This window comes from Vibrio sp. 10N.247.311.49, assembly GCF_041467655.1.
Taxonomy (GTDB): Bacteria; Pseudomonadota; Gammaproteobacteria; order Enterobacterales; family Vibrionaceae; genus Vibrio; species Vibrio crassostreae_C.
Map to the genome: position 1 here is coordinate 31444 of NZ_JBFSVA010000028.1, position 23619 is coordinate 55062.

The window sequence follows — 23619 nt, forward strand, 5'->3', positions numbered from 1 at the left end:
GCTCGGCTTTTTGTCTCAACTTCTATTTATAGAAGTGAAAGATTACTCAGTGTCTTGCTCGCTATCAGAAGCGTCTGATGCTTGCTCTTCACTTGATTCAGAAACGACTGCTGCTTCAGCGTTTGCTACTTCAGCTTCGCCTTCAACAACCTCAGCTTCTTCTACTTCGTCGATACGTTGTAGACCTACAACATTCTCGTCGTCAGAAGTACGAATCAGTGTTACACCTTGAGTGTTACGACCAACTTGGCTTACTTCCGCAACGCGAGTACGTACTAGCGTACCTGCGTCGGTGATCATCATCATTTCGTCGCCTTCTTCAACTTGAACAGCGCCAACAACTGGGCCATTACGTTCAGAGACTTTGATAGATACCACACCTTGCGTTGCACGGCCTTTCGTTGGGTATTCAGCTAGTTCAGTACGCTTACCGTAACCGTTTTGAGTCACAGTTAGGATATCGCCTTCGTTAGAAGGAACAATCAACGATACTACTTGATCGTCTTCTGGAAGCTTCATACCACGAACACCAGAGGCAGTACGGCCCATTGCACGTACTTTGTCCTCGTTAAAGCGAACAACTTTGCCCGATTTAGAGAACAGCATGATGTCGCTATCACCGTTAGTGATGTCAACGCCAATCAGTGAATCATCGTCACGTAGGTTAACGGCAATTAGGCCGTTAGCACGTACGTTTGCGAACTGATCCAGTGATGTCTTCTTAACAGTACCGTCGCCGGTTGCCATGAAGATGAATTTCTCGTTAGAGAACTCAGAAACAGGCAGGATAGCCGTGATACGCTCACCTTCTTCTAGAGGAAGAATGTTAACGATAGGCTTACCACGAGCAGTACGACTTGCTAATGGCAGTTGGTAAACTTTCAGACGGTATGTCTTACCACGAGTAGAGAAACATAGGATGTTATCGTGAGTATTAGCTACAAGCAGACGCTCAATGTAATCCTCATCTTTCATCTTAGTTGCACTCTTACCTTTACCACCACGACGCTGAGCTTCGTAGTCGCTTAGGATTTGGTACTTAACGTAACCTGCGTTAGAAAGCGTTACTACAACGTCTTCTTGAGCAATCAGCTCTTCCATGTCGATGTCATGAACTGCCGCTGTGATTTCTGTACGACGCTCGTCGCCATAGATTTCACGTACTGCTTCAAGTTCTTCACGGATAACTTCCATCAAACGCTCAGTGCTTGCAAGAATGTGCATTAGCTCAGCGATTTCTTCTAGAAGGGCTTTGTACTCGTCTAGAATCTTCTCGTGCTCAAGGCCTGTTAGGCGGTGAAGACGAAGTTCTAGAATTGCTTGTGCTTGTGTTTCCGTTAGGAAGTATTGACCATCGCGGATGCCGTATTGGTCTTCTAACCAATCAGGACGAGCTGCGTCAGTACCTGCACGCTCAAGCATTGAAGCAACGTTACCAAGATCCCAACCACGAGACACTAAACCAACTTTAGCTTCTGCTGGTGTTGGCGCGCTCTTGATCAGTTCAATGATTTCATCAATGTTAGCAAGTGCTAGAGACAATGCTTCAAGGATGTGTGCACGGTCGCGTGCTTTCTTCAATTCGAAGATAGTACGACGAGTCACAACTTCGCGACGGTGGTCTACGAAGCACTTAAGCATGTCTTTGATGTTGAACAACTGTGGTTGACCGTTATTCAACGCAACCATGTTGATACCGAAAGTCGTTTGCAGTTGAGTTTGAGCGTATAGGTTGTTAAGAACCACTTCGCCTACTGCATCACGCTTACATTCAATAACAATACGCATACCGTCTTTATCAGACTCGTCACGCAGTGCACTGATGCCTTCTACTTTCTTATCTTTAACCAGTTCAGCAATCTTCTCGATCAAACGAGCTTTGTTTACTTGGTAAGGGATCTCAGTAACGATAATGGTTTCTTTACCATTCTTCTCTACTTCGATATCCGCTTTTGAACGCATGTAAACCTTACCGCGGCCAGTCTTGTAAGCATCTACGATGCCTTTACGACCACTGATAAGTGCTGCTGTTGGGAAGTCAGGACCAGGGATATAGTCCATTAGCTCATCAATAGTGATATCTTCATTATTGATAAATGCTAAACAGCCATCAACAACTTCACCAAGGTTATGTGGTGGGATGTTGGTAGCCATACCTACTGCGATACCAGAAGCACCGTTTACCAATAGGTTAGGAATTTTTGTAGGAAGTACTGCTGGAATTTGTTCTGTACCATCGTAGTTCGGTACGTAATCCACAGTTTCCTTATCAAGGTCAGCCAGGAGCTCGTGAGCAATTTTCGCCATACGAACTTCGGTATAACGCATTGCAGCCGCGGAGTCGCCATCGATAGAACCAAAGTTACCTTGGCCATCAACTAGCATGTAACGCAGTGAGAACGGTTGCGCCATACGAACAATAGTATCGTATACAGCACTATCACCATGTGGGTGGTATTTACCGATTACATCACCTACTACACGAGCAGACTTTTTATATGGTTTGTTCCAATCATTACCTAGTACATTCATCGCGAACAAAACGCGGCGGTGTACAGGTTTTAGGCCATCACGCACATCTGGAAGGGCACGACCAACGATGACGGACATCGCGTAGTCTAGGTATGAACCTCTAAGCTCATCTTCAATATTTACGGGCGTGATCTCTTTCGCTAGATCGCTCATAGAGCCATTTTCCCTCTATAGTCAGATCGTATTTTTGAATACGTATAAGACCGAAAAATATAACACAAATTTACCTACGGAGGCATCACTTTCCCTCTCCTTTTACCATCTTGTGACCCTTGTAGCCAATCAATTGATGAGAAATTGCACCTCCGCATCATATCTTGCTGAAACATGGTCACTTTACATCCAATAAACTAGCAAAATTGTAGATCTTCTGGTCAGAGCGAAAAGGCAAGTTATAATGCCTGCAATTTCATGGATGCATTATTTAACTTGGAAATGCCGATTATGACTAAATCACAGAACGTAGACCCAGCAGAAATCAAAAAATTCGAAGACATGGCGTCACGCTGGTGGGATCTAGAAGGCGAATTTAAGCCACTACATCAAATCAACCCACTGCGCCTAAATTACGTGCTAGAAAAGACCGAAGGTTTATTTGGTAAGAAAGTCCTCGATGTTGGCTGCGGTGGCGGCATTTTGGCTGAAAGCATGGCTGTTGAGGGCGCAGTAGTCACTGGCCTAGATATGGGTAAAGAACCGCTAGAAGTGGCACGTCTTCACGCATTGGAAACTGGCACCAAGCTCGATTACATCCAGAGCACCATCGAAGACCATGCAGAACAGAATCCACAAACTTACGATGTGGTGACATGTATGGAAATGCTAGAGCACGTTCCTGATCCACAATCTGTGATTAGTGCATGTTCAAAATTGGTGAAACCGGGTGGTCACGTGTTCTTCTCTACCTTGAACCGTAACTTCAAATCTTACCTGTTCGCTATTGTTGGTGCAGAAAAGCTACTTAAGATTGTTCCTGAGGGCACTCATGAACACGAGAAGTTCATTCGCCCTGCTGAACTTATCAAGATGGTCGATAACACTCCGCTGCAAGAACTAGGGATTACAGGGCTGCACTACAATCCTCTTACGGACACTTATCGTTTAGGCACAAATGTAGACGTAAACTACATCGTCCACACGCAAAACTTTGGCTAAAAAATATCGGTAGCCCTACCGTAAAACCTTTTGTAAAAAAGACGAATGAAAAGAGTTGCAATTACCATAACTTTGCGACTTTTTTCAGTCTAAATTTCGTGCGCTAGCTTCCATTTTGACCACCTCGATTTAAATTTAATCGCCTAAAATCAATCGCCCATTTTGGCCAAAGATCAAGGAATTTTTTTTTATGGGCGTGCAAAAATAAAGCATCATTAAAAGCCGACTTTTATACAATCAAGTCACATATAACCTCATCAGTTAGTGGTCACTTACAGTTTTTTTTCAATCCACCACTTATCCACAAGCAACCCCATTTCTTTACCTTGAAAAATATCAGTTGTAGCACTATCTTGTAACCCAACAAACAAATGACCCCTATATGTTGTGTTTGAACTACAATGTATGGGTAGACCAAGATCACAAAGCCGAAACGTAATTTACAAAAATTACACAGAAATACACAAAAACACGGCCTTGTTCAGTTTTGTTAGGGAAATTAAGCAGAATGAACCAACAACTTACTGTTACCAAGCGTAACGGGCGCAAAGAAACGATCGATCTAGAGAAGATCCATCGCGTGATTACATGGGCAGCTGAAGGCTTGCACAATGTTTCTGTATCACAAGTAGAATTGAAAGCTCACATTCAGTTTTACGATGGCATCACCACTACTGACATTCATGAAACTATCATCAAGTCAGCAGCGGATTTAATCTCTGAAGAGACTCCTGATTACCAATATCTAGCAGCACGTCTGTCTGTATTCCACCTACGTAAAAAAGCGTACGGCGAATACGAGCCGCCTGCACTGTATGACCACGTTGCAAAACTGGTTGATATGGGTAAATACGATAGCCACCTTATGGAAGACTACACGAAAGCTGAATTCGAAGAGCTTGACGAGTACATCGACCACAAACGTGACTTAGACTTCTCTTACGCAGCGGTTAAGCAGCTCGAAGGTAAATACTTCGTGCAAAACCGTGTAACGAAAGAAATCTACGAGAGTGCTCAGTTCCTTTACATTTTAGTTGCTGCGTGTCTATTCGCTAAATACCCGAAATCGACTCGTCTTGACTACATCAAACGTTTTTACGACGCATCGTCTACGTTTAAGATTTCTCTACCTACACCGATCATGTCTGGTGTACGTACGCCTACTCGTCAATTCAGCTCTTGTGTACTGATCGAATGTGGTGACAGCCTTGATTCAATCAACGCAACAGCAAGCTCAATTGTTCGTTACGTATCTCAACGTGCTGGTATTGGTATCAACGCAGGTCGTATCCGTGCGCTGGGTTCTGAAATCCGTAATGGTGAAGCGTTCCACACTGGCTGTATCCCTTTCTACAAATACTTCCAAACAGCAGTAAAATGTTGTTCACAAGGTGGTGTTCGTGGCGGTGCGGCAACGGTATTCTACCCACTATGGCATGGTGAAGTTCAGTCTCTATTAGTACTGAAAAACAACCGCGGCGTTGAAGAGAACCGTGTTCGTCACATGGACTACGGCGTACAGCTGAACAAACTCATGTATTCTCGTCTTGTTCAAGGTGGCAACATCAGCCTGTTCTCACCTTCTGACGTACCTGGCCTTTACGATGCGTTCTTCGAAAACCAAGACCGTTTTGAAGAACTATATGTTAAGTACGAAAACGATCCTTCAGTGAAGCGTGAAACGGTTAAAGCCGTTGAGCTGTTCTCTCTGCTAATGCAAGAGCGAGCTTCTACTGGTCGTATCTACATTCAGAACGTTGACCACTGTAATACACACAGCCCGTTTGATTCTGAAGTGGCTCCTGTTCGTCAGTCGAACCTATGTCTAGAAATCGCGCTACCAACTAAGCCACTTTCTAACGTAGAAGATGACGAAGGTGAAATTGCACTATGTACGCTTTCAGCGTTTAACCTAGGCGCAATCAACGAGCTAGACGACCTTGCTGAGCTTTCTGAACTGGTTGTTCGTGCACTTGATGCATTGCTTGATTACCAAGACTACCCACTTCCAGCAGCACGCAAGTCGACAATGAACCGTCGTACTCTAGGTGTGGGTGTCATCAACTACGCATACTACCTAGCGAAAAACGGCGTGAAGTACTCTGATGGCAGCGCAAACAGTCTGACTCACCGTACTTTTGAAGCAATTCAATACCACTTGTTAAAAGCGTCTGTTGAACTGGCGAAAGAACAAGGCCGTTGCCCATCTTTCCACGAGACCAACTACGCGAAAGGCCTACTGCCAATCGATACTTACAAGAAAGATATCGACTTAGTATGTGAAGAGCCACTGCACTACGATTGGGACACGCTACGCGAAGAGATCATGGAGCACGGTCTGCGTAACTCTACGCTAACAGCGCTTATGCCTTCTGAGACATCGTCTCAAATCTCGAACGCGACTAACGGTATCGAGCCACCACGTGGTTACGTATCAGTGAAAGCATCGAAAGACGGCATCCTTAAGCAAGTGGTTCCAGATTTCCTAAATCTTAAAGAGAACTACGAGCTACTTTGGAACATTGGTTCTAACGACGGTTACCTACACCTAGTGGGTATCATGCAAAAATTCGTTGACCAAGCTATCTCTGCAAACACTAACTATGACCCAAGTGTTTACGACAGCGGTAAAGTACCAATGAAGAAGCTGCTTCAAGACCTACTAACAGCGTACAAGTACGGTGTTAAGACGCTTTACTACCATAACACTCGTGATGGTGCTAAAGACGACCAAGGCGATGCAGTTCAAGTGCCGGAAGAAGATTGTGAAGGCGGCGGTTGTAAGATCTAAACCGCAATAAACATTAAGACCCCAGAGAAGAGTTATCTTCTCTGGGTTTAAAGCATTAACAGGGCCCGTTTTATTACGGGTCTTTAAAGGATTTGAGGCATTTATGGCTTACAGTACTTTTTCTCAGCAAAAAAATGACCAACTAAAAGAACCAATGTTCTTGGGTCAGTCGGTAAACGTTGCACGTTACGACCAACAAAAATTCGAAATCTTCGAAAAGTTGATCGAGAAGCAGCTTTCTTTCTTCTGGCGTCCAGAAGAAGTAGACGTATCTAGCGACCGTATCGACTACAACAAGCTTCCTGAGCATGAAAAGCACATTTTCATCTCTAACTTGAAGTACCAAACGCTTCTAGATTCTATCCAAGGCCGCAGCCCTAACGTTGCCCTACTTCCACTGGTATCTCTACCAGAAGTTGAAACTTGGATTGAGACTTGGTCTTTCTCTGAAACGATTCACTCTCGTTCTTACACACATATCATCCGTAACATCGTCAATGATCCAGGTGTAGTATTCGACGACATCGTTGAAAACGAAGAGATCCTGAAGCGTGCGAAAGACATCGCGTTTTACTACGATGATTTAATCAAGCTGACGGCTGACTACCACCGCTACGGCGAAGGCAACCACAACATTAACGGCGAAGACGTTAAGATTTCACTTCACGACCTGAAGAAGAAGCTTTACGTATGTCTAATGTCTGTAAACGCACTAGAAGCGATTCGTTTCTACGTGAGTTTTGCATGTTCATTCGCATTCGCTGAACGTGAGCTAATGGAAGGTAACGCGAAGATCATCAAGCTAATCGCTCGTGATGAAGCTCTTCACCTTACTGGTACACAGCACATGATTAACTTACTGCGTAATGGCCAAGATGACTTCGAATTCATGCAAATCGCTGAAGAGTGTAAGCAAGAGTGTTTCGACCTATTCAAAGAAGCAGCAGAGCAAGAAAAAGAGTGGGCAGAATACCTATTCAAAGATGGCTCTATGATTGGTCTGAACAAAGACATTCTTTGCCAATACGTTGAGTACATCACTAACATCCGTATGCAAGCGGTTGGTTTAGGTACTGCTTACCCAGAAGCAACGTCGAACCCAATCCCATGGATCAACGCATGGTTATCTTCAGATAACGTACAAGTTGCTCCACAAGAAGCTGAAATCAGTTCTTACCTAGTTGGTCAGATCGACAACGAAGTAAAAGCTGACGACTTTGAAGGATTCGAGCTGTAATGCCAACAATCAAAATCAACAAACTGACTTCAATTGAATCTAACCCTTCAAACACTCTGTTGGAAACAATGGAACAAGCTGGGTTAGAGCCAGAATACAACTGCCGAGATGGTCACTGTGGCGCTTGCCGCTGCACGTTGGATTCTGGTGAGGTCGAGTACGTTGGTTTTGCTATGGCTTACACGCAAGGTAATGAGATATTGCCTTGTATCTGTAAAGCAAAGACTGAGCTATCGCTGAGTAACGTTATTCATAGAAACAAGCAAAAACGCGCATAAGCCAGCTGGCTTTAGGTCACTTTGTTCGAATATCGTCAATAAGAATCAAAAAAGGGTCCGCTTCCTTTAGGAATGCGGACCCTTTTCTATTTATGTCTTTAGGTATCTAAAGCGACTCGTCTATCACTCAACCAAATCTTCCTGTTGGCTTGTGTCATACAAAGCCAAACGTTTATTGCTGAGTCAGGTTAAGAGTCACAGAGCCAATATAACAAGCGCTTCGGCACTCTCCACAGCCGTTACACTTATCTTTGTCCACTTTAGGCAACTCTCCTACTTCGATGTGTATTGCACCAGCTGAACACGCCGTTTGGCATGCTGAACAGTCCATTTGCATGTAATTATTGCAGCTATCCGCAAAGCTCGGCTTGAGGTCGATATAAGGTGTGACCGTTGGATGAAGTGCGCCAGTCGGACACACTTCAGTGCATTTGTTACACATAGAACAACTGTTGTAATCCAAATTCAGTAGCGCACTGCCCTCTAGCATCTCAATAACGCTATTCGGGCACGCTTGCTCACACAGTCCACAACCGTCGCAAAGACGCTCAAACAGCACCTCATCGACCGCTCTTGGCGGTCTTGCATGCAAGCGCTGTGATATCTCTTCATAATTCGCGGCTGCTTTAACCGGTTTAGAAAGTCGAGTTAAGAAACCGCGTCTATTTGAATTTATTTGTTCAGACATTAGTCGATATATAACTTTTTAGTAGTAACGTTTAAATTATATTCAGATGTTAAGTACTTAAACCAATCTATTACATCAACCGATAGCTTTTTATAAAAAGATAGATCTGATGCTTTATTTAGTTTTTCTAAATAAACAGAGGACCAAGTTAATAAGTGACCTTCGAGCAATTCACCAGCTGAATTTAAATTGTTATTTTCTAACAAATACGCATGAGCGAATAACATTAAACCAAATTGATCTTCCGGCTCTCTTAACCCCGTATCTAATTCAATCTGATTCAATTCTAAAAACTGACGATACTCTACAGTAGAAGCGCCGAACACAACGCGGTCTTTATCTAGGTACACAGAACCCCAAGGCGGAGCTGGCATGTCTCCAACGCCTTCAAACAGACGGCTGAACTCTGCTGAGAGCGCATCTTCGTCTTCACTTATCAATGCCTGCAAGCATTCTTCCGAGAGCACTTCGCTCTCAACCAAAGCTTCGACAATGGTGATTAACTGTTCTTTACTTGTCGCTTGATAAAATAGCGAACCCAATAATTTATGCGTATCGATAATCATTATTATTTATACCGTTATAGGTTTAAAGATAATTATATAAATAAGACGATTTAATTCTTTGATCTATTTTATACATTCGATTCATAAGATTTAAATTTCGCTCTTATTTGATGCCAATCAATCAACAATCCGAAATAAAAACATAAAAAACAAACTACCTATAAAGTGCTAGCCATCAATAGCAAAAGGCATCTTAGAATGACGAATAAGAAAGAATCTGGGGTAATGAATCTTACTCGAAGAGGCTTCATGAAAGCTTCTTCTGCAGTAGGTAGTGCAGCCGCACTTGCGGGCGGTATCGCTTTACCTTTCAAATCCAAACCAGTAGCGGCTGCGGTTGCTGAGAATGTGGATGAGAAAATCGTATGGAGTGCATGTACAGTAAACTGTGGCTCTCGCTGCCCACTGCGTATGCATGTACAAAACGGTGAAATCAAATACGTAGAAACCGACAACACAGGTACTGACGAATACGGTCATCACCAAGTTCGTGCGTGTCTACGTGGTCGCTCGATGCGCCGCCGTGTTTACAACCCAGATCGCCTGAAATACCCAATGAAACGTGTGGGTAAACGTGGTGAAGGTAAATTCAAACGTATTAGCTGGGAAGAGGCTTACGATGAACTCGCTGGCACCATGCAACGCCTTATCAAAGACTACGGTAACGACACTATCTACCTAAACTACGGTACAGGTACGCTGGGCGGTACAGTAACTAAATCTTGGCCACCAGCTCAAACGCTGATTGCTCGCCTAATGAACCTAAGTGGTGGTTACTTAAACCATTACGGTGACTACTCAACAGCGCAAATCACGAAAGGCTTGAGCTACACCTACGGCGGTTGGGCAAACAACAACTCTTTCTCTGATTTAGAGAACACTAAACTTAACATTCAGTTTGGTAACAACCCTGCTGAGACACGTATGTCTGGTGGCGGTCTGATCCACCACTACGTAGAGAGCAAAAACAAATCGAACGCAAGAACGATCATCATCGACCCTCGCTACACCGATACTGCCGGTGGTCGTGAAGATCAATGGATCCCAATTCGTCCTTCTACCGATGCTGCGTTGGTTGCCGGCCTTGCACACGTGATGATCACGGAAGACCTTGTCGACCAACCGTTCCTAGACAAATACTGCGTAGGTTACGACGAGAAAACTCTGCCTGCATCAGCGCCTAAAAACAGCGACTACAAATCTTACATCCTAGGTTTAGGTGAAGATGGCGTAGAGAAAACACCAGAGTGGGCTTCTAAGATCACGGGTATTCCAGTTGATACTATCGTGAAGCTTGGTCGTGAGATGGGCACAGCAAAACCGTGTGCTATCCACCAAGGTTGGGGGTTACAACGTACTGCGAACGGTGAGCTAGCTTGTCGTGCAATCGCAATGCTGTCGCTACTCACCGGTTCTGTGGGTGTATCAGGCGGTTCAACAGGTGCTCGTGAAAGTGACATCAACATTCCGTTTGTGCGCTTCCCTACTGTGCCAAACCCAGTTGAAACGTCTATTTCAATGTTCATGTGGACAGACGCGATTTACCGTCACCATGAAATGACCGACATCACTGATGGTGTTCGCGGTGCAGAGCGCCTTAAGAACCCAATCAAAATGATCTGGAACTACGCAGGTAACTGCATCATCAACCAACACTCAGACATCAACAAGACTCACGCGATTCTTCAAGATGAAAGTGCGTGTGAAATGATTGTCGTGGTTGATAACCATATGACTTCTTCAGCGAAATACGCCGATATCATCCTTCCAGACTTAACAACGTCTGAGCAAGACGACTGGTGTATGGACGGTAAAGCGGCGAACATGCCTTACTTCATCTACGCGCAGAAAGCGATTGAGCCTCAGTTTGAAGCGAAATCTATCTACGAGATGTGTACTCAGCTTGCAAAACGCATGGGCGTAGAAAAAGAGTTCACCGAAGGCCGTACTCAAGAGCAATGGATTGAGCACCTTTACGCAGAAACTCGTAAGAACGATCCAACACTGCCAACCTTCGAAGAGATGAAAGAGCTGGGTATCTACAAACGTAGCTACGACCACCACTACATCGCTTACGAAGACTTCCGCAAAGATCCTGAAGCGAACCCACTGACTACACCAAGTGGCAAGATTGAGATCTACTCAGAGCAACTGGCTGATATCGCGAAGACTTGGAAGCTGAAAGAAGACGAAGTGATTCACCCACTTCCGATTTACGCGGACTCTTTCGAAGGTCATAACGACCCACTAGCAGAGAAGTACCCACTTCAGCTAACCGGTTTCCACTACAAGGCTCGTACTCACTCGACTTACGGCAACGTTGCAGAAATCAAAGCAGCAGCACCGCAAGAGTTGTGGATCAACCCAATCGATGCAAAAGAACGTGGTATTGATAGCGGCGACATGGTGAGTATTTTCAACGACCGTGGCGAAGTACATATTCCAGCGAAAGTGACACCTAGGATTCTTCCTCGAGTTGTCGCACTAGGCGAAGGTGCATGGTACGCACCAGATGGTCAGAAGATCGACCATGCAGGCTCTATCAACGTGCTGACGACTCAGCGCCCGAGCCCACTTGCTAAGGGTAACCCTCAGCATACAAACCTAGTTCAAATCAAAGCGCTAAAGAAAGCATAAGGTAGGTTGGAATGAAACAATACGGCTTTTACATTGATTCAAGTAAATGCACGGGTTGTAAAACCTGTCAGCTTGCTTGTAAAGATTATAACGATCTAGACATCAAAACGAACTACCGTCGCGTATACGAATATGCCGGTGGTGGCTTCACTCAAGATGGTGATACCTGGGTTCAGAAAGATGTCTTTTCTTACTACCTATCTATCGCTTGTAACCACTGTACTAACCCAGCGTGTGTGAAAGTGTGTCCTTCGGGCGCAATGCACAAACGTGATGAAGACGGTTTGGTTGTGGTTGATGAGAGCGTATGTATTGGTTGTCAGCACTGTAGCAATGCGTGTCCTTACGGCGCACCACAATACAATGCTAAGAAAGGTCATATGACGAAATGCGATGGTTGTTACCAACGTGTTTCTGAAGGCAAACAGCCTATCTGTGTTGAGTCTTGCCCACTTCGTGCATTGGAGTTTGGTGAAATCAATACACTTCGCGAGAAGTACGGCTCTGGTGCGGATGTGGCTCCACTGCCATCTTCAACAGAAACGCTACCAAACATCGTGATTAAGCTGAACAAAAACGCGAAGCCGACTGGCGATACCAGCGGTCACCTAGCAAACCCGAAGGAGGTGTAAGATGATTTTTCATGAGTGGTCTTTAATCTTCTTTACGGTGCTGGCGCAAACTGCGGTTGGTGGTTACTTACTGATTGGCGCACGTGCACTGGTACTTGGTCATGACGAAGAGAAGCTGAACAGCTACAAGGTTCCAATGTTTATCCTATGGGTACTGATGGGTCTTGGCTTCATGTTCTCGACAACGCACCTTGGCTCTCCACTGCGCGCGTTTAACGCTTTTAATCAGCTAGGTTCGGCTTGGTTGTCTAACGAAGTGTTCTTCGGTGCGGCATTCTTCGCTGTCGGTGGCCTGCAATGGTTACTGTCGGTAGTCAAGAAAGGTGGCGTTGCTATCCAGAAAGCACTGATGGTTGGCGCGATGGTACTGGGTGTTATCTTCATGTACGCGATGATCAACGTATACATGATCAACACAGTACCGACGTGGGACAACATCTACACACCACTGAGCTTCATCATGACGATGGTTGTGGGTGGCTTGCTGTTATCTCAGTTCGTGATTGTATTCGCAAACGACAGCCGCTTTACGGTTGACCGTAACATCACCATGTTGGCTGTTATCGCTGTTGCTATCAGCTTGCTTGTGACAGTAGGAAAACTGAACCTAATCGGAGACATCCAAACTTCAGCGGCAAAAGCGTCTGAGTTAGTCGATGGTTTAGGTAGCTATGTGATTCTTCAAGTGGCACTGCTAATGGCAAGCTTGTTGATTTGGATTCTACCTATGCTGAACAAAGCAAAAGTGAACCCAGTTAACCTTGGCTTAGCACTAGTATTGTTCTTGGCTTCAGAGTTAATCGGCCGTGGTTTGTTCTACAGCCTACATATGACAAGCGGTTTGTAATCGAGTTCTTACAGACATGAGTTGCGTGTAAACATCGCTGCTTGTTTGGTTATCTAGAAGGCTAGATAAACAAAAGGCCCAACACCTATTTAGATGTTGGGCCTTTTTATTTCGTTTTTTCTAGCGTTTTTAATACAGACTTAGCGAGTTCGCTTACATCGTTAGCTTACATAGCTACTTAATGATAGCCGCTGGAATAAACATGTCTTTTAATCGCTTAACCGAAGAATAAGTACCAAACATCGGTTTGTTATCTAAATGCCTTCTCAGCATATCGGTGGCAACGGTCTTAATCACGTTGCGTTGGTCTTCACGCGAGTACTGACGATAAAACTCAAGTACCTGCCCCCACTCGCCTGCTTCAGTCGACAATGCAACGCTGAATGTGTTGCCTTCCAGCTTACCAGTCACCAAAGCCAATTCAGTTCCGCACTTATCTCTTGTTGCTCCAGCCAGCGCAAAGGTCGCGGCTAATGGATCGCTCTTTTCAAGTTCGCTCTCTTTTGGCTCAGCCATCACCCATGAGTGTCCGAAGCAATCTTCTATCTGCTCATTCAATTGCAGCCACGCTGACAGTGAACCTTTGGTCGACACTTCAGACACAGATAACGTCTTCTTTTTTTCCGCCATGATGTGTCCAATATGGTCAATCATCGGCTCATCAACACTAACGACATTACTCTCTAGCAGCTTGTAAACCATCTGCAGAAGCTTAACGCGAGTTTCTAAGTCTGCCTTAGGACCAAACAGTTTGACCTCAATGAACGGCAGATAAGAGCGATAACCAAGTTCATAACCTTCTGGCAGCTTTAGTTGATCCAAAACATCAGAGATACCGGACTCAGACAAACCAAACGTAAACAGTCGACTGCATTCAGAGGCAACCACTTGAGGGTAGGTACACGACAAGTCAGGAAGAATCTCAAACGTCACCATGCGCTTGAATTCACTTGGTACACCCGGCGTGAAATAGAAAGTCGCATCGTTAATTTTCAGTTTGAAGCCACAAGCCGTCCCCACAGGGTTATCGACAATCTCTGAACTCGCAGGTAACAAAGCTTGTTTAAGGTTGCTGTCTGGCATTGGCATGCCACGTCCAGAGAACATCTCTTCCATACGAGCAAGCCATTCAGGGAACATGACGAGTTTCTGCTCGGAAGCAGCTGCAGCGGCGGCAGCACTCATATCATCGGTTGTCGGGCCTAAACCACCATTAACGATAACCACATCATAGTTAAAGCTCAGCATCAGCAATTCTTCAACAAGAGCATTCATTTGATCACCCACAGTTGAGCGCTTAGCAAGCGCAAAACCATGCTGATAAAACTCAGCAGACATCCAAGCTGCGTTTGTATCTACAATGTCTCCATGAAGAACTTCTTCACCTGTGCTTAACATTGCGATTTTCGTCATATTTCTATCCCTTGTTGTCATAAAAAGACACTGCATTATTTACAAACTGGTCTATGGTTGAATTTGGAGCAATTCGCCTTTTCATTAATATTAATAATGTTAAACCTAAGGTTTTCTTAGGAAAAGCTATAAATTATTAGTTCCCTAAATCAGGCATTTAATAGATAATTGTGACCCTGATCAATTCCAAACTTTCTCATGGAGACCCTTGTGGCCAAATCACCGTTACTAGCAAAGGTTACTGCCGCATTTTCAATGCTAATGTCAGTTAACTCGGTTGCAAGCCAATACGACTTCGACCAGCCAATCAACCTTTCTTACTCGGATGAATGTGCTCAAGATTACTGTTTTAATGACAACTTGTACACCTACAAGCCTAGTACCAATTACGCACTGAGCGAATCGAGTGATGAGTACGACTTCTCAATCCAACAACCAAAACACATGTTGGTGAGTCAGGAGAAAGATTGGGATTACCTAATGGGTCAAACCTACACCATTCTTGGCTTGAGTGTCGCGACAGTGGGTCTAATGACTCTGCTCCCTGAAAGTATTACTAAGTGGGATGATGACCAACGTGATATCAGCTCATTAGGTAAAAAGTGGAAAGATAACGTTTCTGCTGGTCCAACATGGGACCGTGACGAACACTTCCTAAACTACGTAATGCACCCATATTTCGGTGGTGTTTACTACACCGCAGCTCGACACGCAGGTTACGACGAGTTTGAGTCATTCTTATACTCTTGGACTATGTCGACGTTCTTCTGGGAATACGGCGTAGAAGCGTTTGCAGAAGTACCTTCATGGCAAGATCTCTTCATCACACCTTTCTTCGGTGCGGTTGTCGGTGAAATGATGCTAGAAGCAGAGCAGGATATCATTGCTTCAGGTGGCGAAGTGATGGGCTCTCAAACCATGGGTGATGTGTCGCTATTCTTCCTTAACCCTGTTGGACACATTCACTACTGGGTAAGTGACGCATGGGGCGGTGATGCAGAAGTTAACCTGAATACTAACCCTTGGTGGGATAACCAAGACGCTGCACGTTTTGCTTACGATGCTGGCGCACCATACGACTCTCAGTTTGTTGGTATGAACTTCAAAGTAACGTTCTAATTCGTCTCTAGTACTACTCAATATAAGTTATTGAATATAAGTTACTGAATCATCAATCACAGTGACAACTCTTCTAAAAAGCGGCTCTCTAGCCGCTTTTTTTGTGCCCTACTCTTCATTCTCTTTTTTTGCATCGAAGCTTAGTTTCAAAAATTGACCTAGGTCAAACATTGTTCGATGTAACCTTCTACACTGAAATTAAAGAACTTTATCGCGTGATATCAAACATTTAATTAGCAAAGAATAATTGAAACCTTGGGGGCTGATATGAACAGTACATTTATCGTAAACTTTATCGGAAAAGCATCACCAGCAACAATCAAACAGCTTGCTGCGGTTACTCACGAAAACGACGGCAAATGGCTCATCAGTAAAGTGAACTTTATTGAAGACCAAGTCGCAGGCGTACTAAAGGTTCAACTTCCAGCCATCAACGAATCGATTGTAAAAGAAGCGTTCAGCGCCAATCCAGATCTCATCGTGCAGTTTGTCGATTCCGATCATACACACAATGTTCAAGACACGGTCCATCACTTGAGACTCGACTCTAACGACCGAGCAGGTATCGTCAACGAAGTGACTCATGTATTGGATAGACAAGGAATCAGTATTCTCGATATGGATTGTCACCGCGTCTTTATCGCTGGTGGCGGCGGTGTTAGCTCAAGTCTATTCACATCAAAAATCGCCGTTAAGCTGCCAATCGAAGTACAGATCGACGACGTAGTTAATGAACTCGAAACGCTCAGTGAAGATACTCGTGTGATGATTGAAAGCTAAATAAACAAAATTAAAGAACAAAAAAGAGCAGCTCATTAGCTGCTCTTTGTATTGCTCTGAACTTGTGATTCAGTTACTTAACTGACCATTGTGATAATGAGCGTTTGAAGTCTTCATAGCCGAATTCATTTAGCTTCTGAACTTCACCACTGCTACGTTCACAGTAGATTGAAGGCATTTTAAGGCCATTGAACCAGTTCAATTTCACCATTGTGTAACCCGCGCTGTCTAACAGATGCAGCTTTTGACCAATCTTAAGTGGCTCATCAAAGCTCGCTTCGCAGAACTGATCGCCCGCAAGACATGAACACGAACCAATCACGTAGTCATGGCTGCCTGTTTCTGATGCTTCCAATACTGATGCGGGCTCGTTGTAGATAAGCGTGTCAAGGCGGTGCGCCTCAGTCGCTGAATCCACAATCGCTGTTTTCTTCACGTTCTCAACAATATCGACCACTGTCACAACTAGGTCGGTTGTTTTAGTGATGATCGCTTCACCCGGCTCAAGATACATCTGCACACCGTGCTTTTCAGAGAAGGCTTTCAGCGCAAGACCGAGTTTTTCGATGTCATAGCCAGGCCATGTGAAGAACACACCTCCGCCCATGCTCACCCAGTCCAACTTATCTAAGTGCTCACCAAACTGTTCTGAGATTGAATCAAGCAGGCCGATAAACGCATCGACGTCTTTGTTCTCACAGTTCATGTGGAACATCACACCATTAATCTCATCGAAAATTTCTGGTTTGATGTGGTCAGCTTGCACGCCCAAACGCGAGAATTGACGTGCTGGATTCGCCAAGTCTTGCCCTGCGTAGCTCACGCCCGGATTTAAACGTAAACCCAGTGAAGCTTTACCTTCAACAATATGACGGTAAGCAGCAAGTTGGCTTTGAGAGTTGAAGATCATCTTGTCGCAGATGTCAGCAACCTCTCTCACGTCATCTTCACTGTAGCCCACACTGTAAGCATGAGTTTCACCGCCAAAAGTTTCGTGACCTAATTTCACTTCATAAGGGCCAGAACTAGTAGTACCGTCTAGGTACGGTTTGATGATGTCAAACACGCCCCAAGTCGAGAAGCACTTAAGCGCAAGTACCAATTTCACACCTGAAATCTCTTTCAGTTGCTTGGCTTTTTCTAAGTTCGCAATCAACTTGTCTTCGTTGATCATGAAATATGGGGTTTTTAGTTCTTCTTTCTTAAACGTCATTTTTGTAAACACTCAAGCAGCATCTATAGATGGAAAGGTAAATTAACAATTTTGGTGTGATTTATTTTGATTTTGTCCTGTCCGAGCGCAGTGAGTTACAAAATCAAAATAAATGATACCAAAGCTTCAAGGCTATCATCATCGAAAAGGGAACAATCCATGTCCCCTTTAATTAGCAATCAAAACAAGAAATCAGTTCTTATTTTTTCTGCTCATGAATCACTGGAAGACCTTGGCCTGCTTCAAGCTCTTGAACATGCCAATCTAGACCAATTTCCGGCATAGTTGCTAGGAACGGATCTGGATTTAGCTGTTCCATGTTGAACACGCCTTTATCAGCCCATTCGCCACGGAAGAACTGAAGTGCAGCGGTAATCGCTGGAACACCAGTTGTGTAAGAGATCGCTTGGTGCTCTACGTCTTCGTAAGCCACTTCGTGGTCTGCGTTATTGTAGATGAATACGCTACGCTCTTTACCATCTTTCTTACCTTGAACCCAAGTACCGATACACGTTAAACCAGTGTAACCCGGAGCTAGAGATGTTGGATCCGGTAGTAGTGCTTTAAGAACATGCAGAGGCTGAACCACAGTACCATCGTGCAGTGTTAGCGGATCTGGGCTAAGAAGACCGATATCACGCATGCAGTTGAAGTAGTTCAAGTATGCATCACCAAAGCCCATCCAAAATTCGATACGCTTAGCTGGGATGAACTCTTTCATTGAACGAACTTCATCGTGCGCCATTGAGTAAACTTTGTGAGAACCACAGTTCGGGAATTCAAACTCAAGCATACGAGAGTGACAAGGTACTTGTTTCCACTCTTCATTTTCCCAGTAGAAAGAATCGCCTTGGATCTCAAGCATGTTGGTTTCTGGGTCAAAGTTTGTCGCAAACTTCTTGCCGTGGTCACCAGCATTCACATCCATTACATCAATTGAGTCAATCTCATCGAACAAGTGCTTAACCGCGTATGCAGCAAAGATTGATACCACACCTGGATCGAAACCAGCACCAAGAATACCTGTGATGCCTGCTTCAGCGAACTTCTCACGGTAGCCCCACTGCCAATCGTAAGCTTGTGGTACTTGTTGGCCTTCAGAACATAGGTCAACCGCTACCGATGTATCTAAATAAGAAACTTTAGATTGGTAACATGCTTCCATGATTGCCATGTTTACCCAAGGAGGACCAGCGTTGATCACTAGATCCGGCTGAACTTCTTTAATCAAAGCAACAAGCGCATCAACATCATCAGCGTCTACTGAACGTGCTTCTAGTTTCTTAGTTGAATCTTTAAGGTTGTTTTTGCCCTTGATAGATTCGATGATTTTTTCACACTTCGCGATTGTGCGAGAAGCGATTGTGATATCACCCAGTACTTCGTTATTTTGTGCTGCTTTGTGTGCAACAACCCAACCAACGCCGCCTGCACCAATTTGTAGAATAGCCATAGTATTAATTACCCTTGTTGTTCTGCTAGCTCAGTGGCTAGAGTTTGAATTTTGTTAATTAGAGATTTGAAATCTGATGTCTTTAGGCACGGATTCAAGATAGTGAATTTAAGCGCACTCTTACCATCCACGACCGTTTCACCGAGTACTGCAACACCACGAGTCAGCGCTTCCAGTCTTAGCGTTTGATTCAATTTGTCTAAATCTAGCTCGCCGTTTGCTGACGGCTTAGATCGGAACAGCACTGTTGATAGTGACGGCTCTGCGAGTAGCTCTAAGTCAGCTTGGTTTTGAATCAGGTCTGCCACTTCTAGCGTTTGCTCAAGAAGATGGTCGTACATATCACCCAACTGCTTTGGTCCAACGCTTTGCATCGTCATGAAGACTTTCAATGCATCGAAACGCTTGGTGGTCGCAATAGACTTATCGACTAGATTTGGCAGTTCATCGTGTTCGCGGTTTAGGTAATCTGCGTGATGTAGAAGGTACTTAAAGTTCGCTTTGTCTTTCAACAATACCGCGCCGCAGCTGATTGTTTGATAGAACAATTTGTGGAAATCGACACTCACAGAGTCCGCTTTTTCGATGCCTTGTAAGCGAGCCTTGTGGCTACTCAAGATAAGCGCGCCACCGTATGCACTGTCGACATGGAACCAAAGATCTTGCTGACTTGCGATTTCTGCAATCGCATCAAGGTCATCGATAGCACCATGATCGGTTGTGCCCGCAGTACCAATCACAGCAAAAGGAATCAGACCTTGTGCTTTCAGTGCTTTCACTTCTGCGTCTAGCAAGTCAGGCTTGATAGTGCCGTTTGCATTGGTATCAACACAGCACACTGCCGCTTCGCCTAGCCCTAGTAGAGAGGCTGACTTTTGAACCGTGAAGTGAGATTTCTTTGAACATAAGATACGCAGCTTGCTCGCGTATTCTGGTAAGCCAAGCTTTTGGATAGAATGACCATTGTGCTTATCCGCAACCCAGTCTCTCGCAAGCAATAAACCCATTAGGTTACTTTGCGTGCCTCCGCTAGTGAAAACACCGTCAGCTTGTGCGCCAAGTTGGTATTTGTCACACATCCAATCCACAACGCGCTGCTCAACATAAGTCGCAGCCGATGCTTGGTCCCATGAATCCATTGATTGATTCAATGCCGCGATAATCGATTCCGCTGCTACCGAAGCCATAAGAGGAGGAGTGTGAAGGTGTGCAATGCAATCTGGGTGTTGCACGAAGATGGAGTTTGCAGCGACAAGGTCTGCAGTACTATCTACAACATCAACCAAAGCGTGTTGATTGTTATCAAGGTCGACAGCATTGATAGCTGCTTCTAGCACTTTTGGATCTAAACCCGAATAAGGGGTTTCAACCTGTTCAAAAACCGCTTTCATCGCTTGAGTGGTTTGGTTCATCACGTTAGCAAATTCGTCGCTACCGCCTAAACCTGTATGGATGAAATGCTTGTTCCATTCTTGGTTTGCTTGTTCGCTTGAAGTTGGGTCTTGTTGTAAGCCACCACCAGCTGCGATGATCGCTTCTTCCATTACGCGGAGTGCAAAGTCAATCTGCTCAAAAGAGATAATCATTGGCGGAAGGAAACGAATTACCGAGCCATCACGACCACCCTTTTCAACCATCAAGCCACGCTCTAACGCTGCTCGTTGAATCGCTAGGGTTAGTTCGCCGTCTGATTGTGGTTCGCCAAACTTGTTAAGCTCACCATTTGGTTGTTTGATCTCAGCACCGAGCATCAGGCCTTTACCACGAACTTCAGCAATACAGCTAACGCGTGATTGAATCTTCTCAAGCCCGTGACGTAAATATTGGCCTGCGATGTTCGCGTGCTCAACTAAGCCATCTCGTTCGATGATCTCCAACGCCTTAGCGCCAGAGACCATTGCTAATTGGTTACCACGGAATGTACCGGTGTGCTCACCCGCTTTCCATGTATCAATGCTCTTATCGAACACAAGCAGCGACATAGGCAGTCCGCCACCAATCGCTTTAGATAAACATAAGATATCTGGATTAACACCAGACTCTTCAAACGCAAATCGATGGCCAGTTTTGCCCACACCACACTGAATCTCATCAAAAATCAGTAGGATGCCGTGCTCATCACAGATGCGACGTAGGCCTTGTAACCAAGATGCTGGAGCAGGAATCACACCGCCCTCACCTTGCACAGGCTCAACGATCATCGCCGCCGGTTTCATGATGCCAGACTCGTCATCATTCAACATACGTTCGATGTAACGAATGCTCGCGTTAGCACCCGCTTCACCACCAATACCAAACGGGCAGCGTAGGTTGTATGGGAAAGGCATGAAGTGCACATCAGACATCAAGCCGCTACGACGCTCTTTAGTGCCGAGGTTACCCATCATACCCATGGTGCCGTTCGTCATACCATGGTAAGCACCACGGAAAGCAAACATGGTGTTGCGACCTGTGGTTTGCTTGGCGAGCTTGATCGCCGCTTCCACAGCGTCAGCGCCAGATGGGCCACAGAATTGAAGAACCGAGTTATTTGAAAAGTCTTGAGGAAGAAAAGCTTTAACTCGCTTGATAAACGTCTCTTTTGCTTGAGTCGTGATATCAAGTGTTTGGTATGGCAAACCAGAATCGAGTTGGTCTTTAAGTGCTTGGTTGATCTCAGGGTGGTTGTAACCCAGAGAAAGTGTACCTGCACCGGCTAAGCAATCGAGAAAGAGTTGGCCACGAGTATCTTCAACTAAAGCGCCACATGCTCGTTTAATAGCAATAGGCAGGCGTCTTGGGTAAGAGCGAACATCCGACTCATGCTGTTCTTGCTCTAGCAAAATAGCGTCAGGTGTTAGGTCGTACGTTCCCTCTAAGATAGGAACCATAGTTGAAAATGAATTTGCGATAGTATTGATATCGACTTCAAAGGCGGTAGTCATAAAAGTCCCCTTGAATGTGTTCATACTCACCTCCATCAGACGCAATTACCCACCAACTCTCGTTAAATTTGGAGAGAGTTCATAGTGAAGTACACGTATTGTCTAGAAATGAGATATAGCTGTACGCTCGCATAAGTCAAATGACGAATACGAAATTAAGCCGTCTTAAGACAGCGATAAATTGTTAGCGTGAGCTCAAGGTTCAGTAATGCTACTGTTTTGAAGAATTGGACATTTTTGCAGGATCGGGCAGCTATGAGGAGCTGGTCCCTTTGGAAATGCAGAGCTGATTAGCAATGTTGTAATTAGTGTGTTCAATGTTGGGTTTCCCATTAACATGACGAACTGCGCCATAAGTATCCCGTCTATCAGCTAAAGGACTAGCCAATACCTACCCTACGTAATGTCCCAATCAGCAAGAATGGTCACTACGCGTATCCCCCAGAAGCAATCGTTGCTCTTCTTGAACATTTTCATTCCGAGATTGCGCGGGAAAGTAACATAAAGTGAAATGAACGATCAATAGTTTTTAGTAATAGCTTGATAAATAGCAGCGGTGGCTAAGCAATTGCTGTAAATATCGTCACACTATCGTTTGGGAAAGAGATCCCCGGTTCATTCGTTCCTCATACCCGAGGATGACGACGTGGGGTTATAAACGTTGCTAGAGAAGCTTTTAGGTCATGGCGTCACTCCCTAGAGCGAGGTATGAATTCATAGAGAACCCCTTACAACATGTCATTGTATTGCTTTATTCAAGAAACTATCTGATGCAATAGATTAAACTGAAGTTAATCAGCAAGCGGCAAGAGATCCCCGGTTCATTCGTTCCTCACACCCGAGGATGACGACGTGGGTGTACAGGCGGTGTTAGTGATGGCTTTGAGGCTGTGGCGCCTTTCCGTCATTCCTTAGCCTGAAGAATGAGTTCATTGGGAGTCCCTTACAACATGTCGATGTATTGTTTTATTCAGAAACTATCTGATGCAATAGATTAAACTGAAGTTAATCAGCAAGCGGCAAGAGCTCCCCGGTTCGCTCGTTCCTCACGCCCGAGGATGACGACGTGGATTTATAAACGTTACTAGAGAGACTTTGAGGTCATACCGTCTTTCCGTCATTCCCTAGCACGAGGAACGAGTTCATAGGGAATCTCGCTTTTAAAAACTAACTTGATTGCAAAATTTGAAACAGAGATAGAAATGAATGTTGAGTGCGGATTCGAACAAGAAGAGTTCTTAAACGTAAAAGCTAAACGTCAGAAACCAAAACGCCCGAACATTTCTGTTCGGGCTTCTTAATTTGGAGCGATACATCGGGTTCGAACCGATGACCTCAACCTTGGCAAGGTTGC

16 protein-coding genes are annotated in these 23619 nt (G+C 44.7%); 9 read left to right on the top strand and 7 right to left on the bottom strand.

The window, feature by feature from the left end; translation table 11 throughout:
• Nucleotides 1–42: 42 nt before the first annotated feature.
• Nucleotides 43–2685 (bottom strand): DNA topoisomerase (ATP-hydrolyzing) subunit A, encoded by a 2643-nt coding sequence (gyrA, locus tag AB6E54_RS19995; protein ID WP_017072500.1) that lies wholly within the window; start codon nucleotides 2683–2685, stop codon nucleotides 43–45.
• Between the two features lie 258 nt (nucleotides 2686–2943).
• Here gyrA and ubiG point away from each other — a divergent pair, with 258 nt between their 5' ends.
• The 4 genes from ubiG to yfaE all read left to right on the top strand — a co-directional run bounded on the left by ubiG (nucleotide 2944) and on the right by yfaE (nucleotide 7993).
• On the top strand, nucleotides 2944–3687 hold the full coding sequence (gene ubiG / locus AB6E54_RS20000) for a bifunctional 2-polyprenyl-6-hydroxyphenol methylase/3-demethylubiquinol 3-O-methyltransferase UbiG (RefSeq protein ID WP_017063556.1): 744 nt from the start codon (nucleotides 2944–2946) through the stop codon (nucleotides 3685–3687).
• Between the two features lie 508 nt (nucleotides 3688–4195).
• A complete protein-coding gene (gene nrdA / locus AB6E54_RS20005; protein ID WP_102333640.1) occupies nucleotides 4196–6478 on the top strand; it encodes a class 1a ribonucleoside-diphosphate reductase subunit alpha in 2283 nt (760 codons plus the stop codon).
• Nucleotides 6479–6581: 103 nt separating this feature from the next.
• Nucleotides 6582–7715: a class Ia ribonucleoside-diphosphate reductase subunit beta gene (gene nrdB / locus AB6E54_RS20010; RefSeq protein WP_004733365.1), complete on the top strand. Its 1134-nt coding sequence runs from the start codon at nucleotides 6582–6584 to the stop codon at nucleotides 7713–7715.
• On the top strand, nucleotides 7715–7993 hold the full coding sequence (yfaE, locus tag AB6E54_RS20015) for a class I ribonucleotide reductase maintenance protein YfaE (protein ID WP_010438115.1): 279 nt from the start codon (nucleotides 7715–7717) through the stop codon (nucleotides 7991–7993). The genes nrdB and yfaE overlap by 1 nt, the downstream gene beginning before the upstream one ends.
• Nucleotides 7994–8165: 172 nt before the next feature.
• Here yfaE and napF read toward each other — a convergent pair whose 3' ends face one another.
• Nucleotides 8166–8681, bottom strand: coding sequence for a ferredoxin-type protein NapF (gene napF, locus AB6E54_RS20020; protein WP_372106112.1), 516 nt, complete (start codon nucleotides 8679–8681; stop codon nucleotides 8166–8168).
• Nucleotides 8681–9247 carry a molecular chaperone TorD family protein gene (locus AB6E54_RS20025; protein WP_372106110.1) on the bottom strand — a complete coding sequence of 189 codons (567 nt, stop codon included), beginning with the start codon at nucleotides 9245–9247 and terminating at the stop codon, nucleotides 8681–8683. Before AB6E54_RS20025 ends, napF begins: the two co-directional genes overlap by 1 nt.
• Nucleotides 9248–9445: 198 nt before the next feature.
• Between AB6E54_RS20025 and AB6E54_RS20030 the strand changes: the two genes are divergently transcribed.
• From AB6E54_RS20030 to AB6E54_RS20040, 3 genes are read left to right on the top strand one after another with little or no spacing between them, the layout of a single operon-like run.
• The gene (locus tag AB6E54_RS20030; protein ID WP_372106108.1) at nucleotides 9446–11884 is read left to right on the top strand and encodes a DmsA/YnfE/YnfF family dimethyl sulfoxide reductase; all 2439 of its coding nucleotides are present in this window, start codon (nucleotides 9446–9448) and stop codon (nucleotides 11882–11884) included.
• Between the two features lie 11 nt (nucleotides 11885–11895).
• Nucleotides 11896–12516 (top strand): DMSO/selenate family reductase complex B subunit, encoded by a 621-nt coding sequence (locus AB6E54_RS20035; protein WP_004733360.1) that lies wholly within the window; start codon nucleotides 11896–11898, stop codon nucleotides 12514–12516.
• Between the two features lies 1 nt (nucleotide 12517).
• Nucleotides 12518–13363: a DmsC/YnfH family molybdoenzyme membrane anchor subunit gene (locus AB6E54_RS20040; protein WP_017060997.1), complete on the top strand. Its 846-nt coding sequence runs from the start codon at nucleotides 12518–12520 to the stop codon at nucleotides 13361–13363.
• A gap of 174 nt (nucleotides 13364–13537) precedes the next feature.
• Here AB6E54_RS20040 and AB6E54_RS20045 read toward each other — a convergent pair whose 3' ends face one another.
• Nucleotides 13538–14776, bottom strand: coding sequence for a CinA family nicotinamide mononucleotide deamidase-related protein (locus tag AB6E54_RS20045; RefSeq protein WP_065585167.1), 1239 nt, complete (start codon nucleotides 14774–14776; stop codon nucleotides 13538–13540).
• A gap of 210 nt (nucleotides 14777–14986) precedes the next feature.
• On the opposite strand from AB6E54_RS20045, the gene AB6E54_RS20050 reads away from it, so the two are divergent.
• A complete protein-coding gene (locus AB6E54_RS20050; protein ID WP_017069173.1) occupies nucleotides 14987–15895 on the top strand; it encodes a DUF3943 domain-containing protein in 909 nt (302 codons plus the stop codon).
• A 267-nt stretch (nucleotides 15896–16162) separates the two neighbouring features.
• Nucleotides 16163–16675, top strand: a complete 513-nt coding sequence (locus AB6E54_RS20055; protein ID WP_017061000.1) for a glycine cleavage system protein R — start codon at nucleotides 16163–16165, stop codon at nucleotides 16673–16675.
• A gap of 73 nt (nucleotides 16676–16748) precedes the next feature.
• Here the strand turns inward: AB6E54_RS20055 and nspC are convergent, their stop codons facing one another.
• The 3 genes from nspC to AB6E54_RS20070 form a co-directional block, all read right to left on the bottom strand.
• Nucleotides 16749–17888: a carboxynorspermidine decarboxylase gene (gene nspC, locus AB6E54_RS20060; protein WP_017063550.1), complete on the bottom strand. Its 1140-nt coding sequence runs from the start codon at nucleotides 17886–17888 to the stop codon at nucleotides 16749–16751.
• A 199-nt stretch (nucleotides 17889–18087) separates the two neighbouring features.
• The gene (locus AB6E54_RS20065) at nucleotides 18088–19341 is read right to left on the bottom strand and encodes a carboxynorspermidine synthase (RefSeq protein ID WP_372104683.1); all 1254 of its coding nucleotides are present in this window, start codon (nucleotides 19339–19341) and stop codon (nucleotides 18088–18090) included.
• Nucleotides 19342–19349: 8 nt separating this feature from the next.
• On the bottom strand, nucleotides 19350–22289 hold the full coding sequence (locus tag AB6E54_RS20070) for a pyridoxal phosphate-dependent class III aminotransferase (protein WP_017063549.1): 2940 nt from the start codon (nucleotides 22287–22289) through the stop codon (nucleotides 19350–19352).
• Between the last annotated feature and the right edge of the window lie 1330 nt (nucleotides 22290–23619).